The sequence below is a fragment of the Patulibacter sp. NPDC049589 genome (assembly GCF_040675535.1).
GTDB lineage: Bacteria > Actinomycetota > Thermoleophilia > Solirubrobacterales > Solirubrobacteraceae > Patulibacter.
The window spans coordinates 1-4,810 of record NZ_JBFAPC010000087.1; the positions used below are offsets into that span (position 1 = coordinate 1).

The following is a 4,810-nucleotide window of genomic DNA, read 5'->3' on the forward strand; positions in this document are numbered from 1 at the left end:
GGCGCGACCTGCGGCGCCTCGACCGCCGGCTGCGCGGCCTGACGCCGCCGCTGCTGCCGCTGGCCGGGCTGCTGGGCGGCGGCGCCGTGACGGCGGGCGTCGGGACGAAGTCCGCGGTGGTGGGTGTCGCGGCGCTCGCGATCGCGTCGGGCGGGGCGATCGTCGTCGAGCAGCACCGCGCGGGCCCGGGGGATCCGGCGCCGGGGCGCGTCGACGCGACGTACGTCGGCAAGCGCAGCGTCCGGCGCGGCGGGGCGCTGCCCCCGGGGACCTACGCGGTCACGGCCCGGGTCCGCGTCCCCGCGGGCGTGCCGGCGCCGGGGAAGGCCCGCACGGTGACGCTGACCTGTCCGGGGACGACCCGGACGGCGCAGAACCTCGGCATCCCCGGTGGCGTGCCGTCGGGACTCGAGGGCGCCACCCAGGGCGGCAAGGCGGGCCTGGGCGAGCGGAGCACCACCCTGTACTTCCCGTCGACGCGCCTGCCGCGCCCGGTGACGTTCACGGCCGGCGTGCTGTGCCGGAGGCCCGACCGCAACGGGTCGCTCGTCGCGGATCCGCGTCCCACGCGTCCGGGCGAGACCCCGATGGTCACGATCCCCGGGTCGCACTACGTGCACTACCGCCCCGGAGGGGTGATGGTGGGGACGCTGAGCGGCCGTCAGCCGGTCTCGGTCCGCCGGTTCTCGCGGAGTCGGACGTGGGCGCTCGTCGTCGCCGACGCCCGGCACATCCGCGGCTGGGTGCTGACGACGTACCTGCGGCCGCGCTGAGCGCGGCCGCGTGGTCCGGACGGGCCGGCGTGGCCTGCCGCCGGTGTCCGCGCCGGCCGGAGCCGGAACGGGCGGGCGGCGCGTCGTCGCGCCCCGCCCGGGTGCTCCGGCTAGTTGCCGATCTCGCCGGTGATGGCGGCGGGGCCCTCGCCGGTGCGGCCCTCGTTCTCGTCCTGGGCGCCGACGAGGATGGCGATCTTGCCGGAGTGCTGGTTGTCGCGCATGAGCTGGTGGACGTTGGCGGTCTCCTCGAAGCCGACCGTCTTCCAGAGCACCGGCTTGACCTTGCCCTCGGCGATCAGGGCGTTGGCCTTCATGCACTGGTACGCGTTGGCGAAGTGGGAGCCGATGATCTCCTTCTGCTTCATCCACAGGTACCGGACGTCGAAGTCGAGCGTGTAGCCGGAGGTGGCGCCGCAGATGACGACCTTGCCGAACGGCTTCACGGTGAAGACGGAGGTCGGGAAGGTGGCCTGGCCGACGTGCTCGAAGACGATGTCCGGCGCGTCGCCGAGGAGCTCCTTGACCTTCTTCGAGAACGCGCGGGAGTGGCCGAAGCGCTCCTTCTCCTGCTCCGGCGTCTCGGTGCCGGTGCGCATCATGCCCTTGAAGTCGCCCCGGTTGATGTACCCGACCGCGCCGAGCTCCTTGACGAGCTGGCCCTTCTCCTCGGAGGAGACGACGCCGACGCACTCCGCGCCGGCCGCGAGGCAGAGCTGGATCGCGAAGACGCCCAGGCCGCCGGCCGCACCCCAGATCAGGACCTTGTCGCCGGCCTTGATCTGCCCGCGGTCCATCAGCATCCGGTAGGCCGTGAAGTACGTCAGGCCGTAGGACGCGGCCTCGGCCCAGGAGAGGTGCGCGGGCTTGGGCAGCAGCTGCTGCGCCTGGACCTTGCAGAACTCGGCGAAGGAGCCCCAGGTGGTCTCGTAGCCCCAGATCCGCTGCGACGGCGCGGCCATCGGGTCGAGGCCGTGGACCTCGACGTCCTCGTAGGACGCCTGGTTGCAGTGCACGACGACCTCGTCGCCGACCTTCCAGCGGGTGACGCCGTCGCCGACCTTCCAGACGATGCCGGACGCGTCGGAGCCGCCGATGTGGTGGCCGTACTCGGGGTGGTCGCCGTACTTGAAGACGGAGACCGGCTGGCCGAGGGCGGCCCAGACGTTGTTGAAGTTCACGCCGGCGGCCATCACGCGGACGATCACCTCGAACGCGCCGGGCTGCGGGACCTCGACCTCCTCGAGCTGGATCGCGTCCTTGGGCTCCCCAAGGCGGTCCTCCCGGATGGCCCAGGCGGACATCGTCGCGGGCAGCTCGCCAGGGGCCGTGCGCGCGGTGTGCAGGTCAGTGAGGTCGACGGACATCGGCGGAACCCTACCCACCGAACGGGGGGACCGGACGGCCGCCCGCGCCACCGTAGGAGATCCCGCCAGGGGAGGACGGGCGTCCTGCGTACGGTGGAGCCCTACGGGGCTCGGTATACCAGCGGCGGGCCGTCTCCGGGAGGGTCCGGCGGCGCCCCCGGAGGGGGCTAGGGGAGCAGCAGCTCGCCGTCGGAGCTCTTGCGGGTCTTGCCGACCTTCAGCTTGCCGGACGCGATGCCGAGGCCGACCTGCAGCCGCCAGGTCCCCTTGGTCACGGTGGCCTGCAGCGCGGCGACGCCGCCGGGCGGGATCGCGCTGTTGGTGCTGCGCGTCGGGGCGCCGCCGGCGGCGATCGCCGGGGCGAGCGTCGCCGTCACGGCCTTCGACGACTGGTTGGAGATCACCAGCCGGATCGGGCCGCCGCCGACGCTGCCCGGAGAGACGTTGACGCCGCGGTCGGTGATCGCGGCGCTGATCTGCAACGTCTGCGGAGGGCGTGAGCCGTTGGGCTTGTCGTCCTGCGACACCCGCCCGCAGGCCGTGAGGCCGCCGGCGGCGACCAGGGCGCTGCTCATGAGGACGATCGAACTGCGGGCGTGCATCGCTTCCGGGCTCTCCAGGTTCGGTCGCGGCAGGGGCCGCGGACGATCGGTCGCAACCCTACCCGAGGTCGGGTTCGCTGTCCGATCGATCCCGTGGGGCTCAGGCCGTCGAGCCGTGCGCGGCGCGCGAGAACGGCAGCGCGACCACGCGGGCGGACGTCGGACCGCCCTCGGTGGGCCGCAGGGTGACTGTCTCCAGCGGCTCGACCTCGCGCCGCACGAGCGCCAGCGCGATCGGTCCGAGGGCGGGGGAGTCCACGCTCGTCGTGACCCGTCCGAGCTCGCGCCCGTCCTGGACGATGACGGTGCCGACGGGCACCGGGCGCTCGAGCTCCAGGCCCCGCAGGTGGCGGTTGGGTCGGCCGCGCCAGTGCAGGCGGGCGACCGTCTCCTGGCCGACGTAGCAGCCCTTCGTGAAGCTGACCGCGCGCTCGACGATGCCCGCCTCGGCGGGCATCACGGACTCGTCCATCTCGTGGTGCAGCCGCGGGCGACCGGCCTCGACGCGGGCGACCTCGGCCGCCGACGCGTCGACGGGGACCGCACCGCGTGCGATCAGGGCGGCGCGGACGGTCTCCGTGTCGGCGGCGGCCGGCAGGACGTCGACGCCCGCGGCGGTCCGCACGAGCCGGACCGTCGTACCGTCGATCGTGCCGGCGGCCGTCGCGTGCTCGTCGGTCCCCAGGCCGTCGGCGGCGGCGCCGAGGGCCGCGGCCGTCCGCGGTCCGGCGAGCGAGAGCAGCCCGAGCTGGAGGGTCCGCTTGTGCAGCTCCACGTCGTAGCCGACGAGGTGCCGGCGGAGGTGGTCGAAGAGCGCCTGCAGCCCGCTGCGCTCGCAGAGCAGGAGCAGCTCGACGTGGTCCTCGTCGCCGACGTGGGCGATGCGGAGGTCCGCGACGATCTTGCCCTTCGGGGTCAGGAGCGCCGCGTAGGTCCCGTCGCCGGGCTCGAGGCCCTCGACGTCCGCGGTGACCTGACCGGTGAGGAACGAGCGGGCCTCGTGCCCGGTCAAGGCGAGCTTGCCGGCCTCGGAGCGATCGAGCAGGCCCACGCCGGACGTGAGCTCGCGGTAGCCCGCGGCGACGATCGCCGGGTCGGGCGGATCGACGGCCGTGGAACCGGCCGCCGTGGCGTGGTCCTGGGGCATGTCGGGCATCGATTCGAGCGTAGCGCCCGGCCGCCGCGGGCCCGTCGAATGGCCCACTCGGGGCGGTCGTCGCGCGAGGACCGTGCCACCCCGACCGCTAGAGTGCAGGCCGATGTCGCTCGCCAAGAACTTCCAGCGGGTCCTGGACTCGCTGCCCGACGACTGGACGGACCTCTCGCTCGATCTGCGGATCGTCGACGAGGACCGCTACGTGGAGGCGGCCACGTACGTCACCACGACGTGCAACGCCCAGCCGTACTCGCGCCACGACTGGCACTGGCGCCTGCTCGTCGCCCACCGGTTCGGCCACGCGGCGGCGCCGACGGCGGTGCTGTCGGCGCTGTCGCTGCTCGACGCCGCCGGCATCACGGGCGAGATCATCGTCCGCGACGTGCGCGTCGGACGGGCCGAGGTGGAGCCCATGTGGGGCCGGGGCGAGACCGCCCGCCAGGAGTTCCGCCGGCTTCGCGCCCACTGACGGCGCGGGGTATCGACGTGCGCATCGCCGTCGTGGTCCCCGACCTGCTGTTCGGGTCGCAGGCCATGGAGATCGTGAAGGCCGCGGGGCACGACCCCGAGCTGACGTCGGACATCGACGGGCTCGTCGCGCTGTTGGCGGCCGAGGACTTCGCCGCCATCGTCGCCGACCTCAGCGTCGACGGGGTGGAGCGGGCGGAGGCCATCGCCGACGTCCGCCCCGCCGGCGTCCCGGTGCTGGCGTGCTTCCCGCACGTCGACCCCGAGGTCCGCGCCGTCGCGCTGGAGGTCGGCCTCGACCAGGTCGTCCCCCGCTCGCGCCTGGCGCGCGAGGGCGGCCAGCTGCTGAACGCCCTGCTCGACGGGTAGGGCCGGCCGGGGGTCGGTCGGGGGTCGGGGGTCGTCCGTGTGGCCGGCCGGCGGCCGGGACCAGACTCGGTACCC

General features: G+C 74.1%; 5 protein-coding genes and 1 pseudogene. 3 read left to right on the top strand and 3 right to left on the bottom strand.

Annotated elements, in window-relative coordinates:
* Window positions 1–773 (top strand): annotated as a pseudogene (locus AB0L40_RS16330) (hypothetical protein); the annotation flags it as partial.
* A gap of 110 nt (window positions 774–883) precedes the next feature.
* Here the strand turns inward: AB0L40_RS16330 and ccrA are convergent.
* The 3 genes from ccrA to AB0L40_RS16345 form a co-directional block, all read right to left on the bottom strand.
* Window positions 884–2,140 (bottom strand): crotonyl-CoA carboxylase/reductase, encoded by a 1,257-nt coding sequence (ccrA, locus tag AB0L40_RS16335; protein WP_364356562.1) that lies wholly within the window; start codon window positions 2,138–2,140, stop codon window positions 884–886.
* A gap of 167 nt (window positions 2,141–2,307) precedes the next feature.
* Window positions 2,308–2,715, bottom strand: coding sequence for a hypothetical protein (locus tag AB0L40_RS16340; protein ID WP_364356565.1), 408 nt, complete (start codon window positions 2,713–2,715; stop codon window positions 2,308–2,310).
* A 127-nt stretch (window positions 2,716–2,842) separates the two neighbouring features.
* Window positions 2,843–3,898 carry a glycine cleavage T C-terminal barrel domain-containing protein gene (locus tag AB0L40_RS16345; RefSeq protein ID WP_364356568.1) on the bottom strand — a complete coding sequence of 352 codons (1,056 nt, stop codon included), beginning with the start codon at window positions 3,896–3,898 and terminating at the stop codon, window positions 2,843–2,845.
* Window positions 3,899–4,001: 103 nt separating this feature from the next.
* Between AB0L40_RS16345 and AB0L40_RS16350 the strand changes: the two genes are divergently transcribed.
* Both AB0L40_RS16350 and AB0L40_RS16355 read left to right on the top strand, forming a co-directional pair.
* The gene (locus AB0L40_RS16350) at window positions 4,002–4,367 is read left to right on the top strand and encodes a hypothetical protein (RefSeq protein WP_364356571.1); all 366 of its coding nucleotides are present in this window, start codon (window positions 4,002–4,004) and stop codon (window positions 4,365–4,367) included.
* Window positions 4,368–4,384: 17 nt separating this feature from the next.
* Window positions 4,385–4,735, top strand: a complete 351-nt coding sequence (locus tag AB0L40_RS16355; RefSeq protein ID WP_364356574.1) for a hypothetical protein — start codon at window positions 4,385–4,387, stop codon at window positions 4,733–4,735.
* Window positions 4,736–4,810 lie beyond the last annotated feature (75 nt).

What these genes read in the sequence shown, in the direction of transcription:
- AB0L40_RS16350 (WP_364356571.1), top strand. Translation starts at nt 4,002, where the DNA reads ATGTCGCTCGCCAAGAACTTCCAGCGGGTCCTGGACTCGCTGCCCGAC.
- AB0L40_RS16340 (WP_364356565.1), bottom strand. Translation starts at nt 2,715, where the DNA reads ATGAGCAGCGCCCTGGTCGCCGCCGGCGGCCTCACGGCCTGCGGGCGG.
- AB0L40_RS16345 (WP_364356568.1), bottom strand. Translation starts at nt 3,898, where the DNA reads ATGCCCGACATGCCCCAGGACCACGCCACGGCGGCCGGTTCCACGGCC.
- ccrA (WP_364356562.1), bottom strand. Translation starts at nt 2,140, where the DNA reads ATGTCCGTCGACCTCACTGACCTGCACACCGCGCGCACGGCCCCTGGC.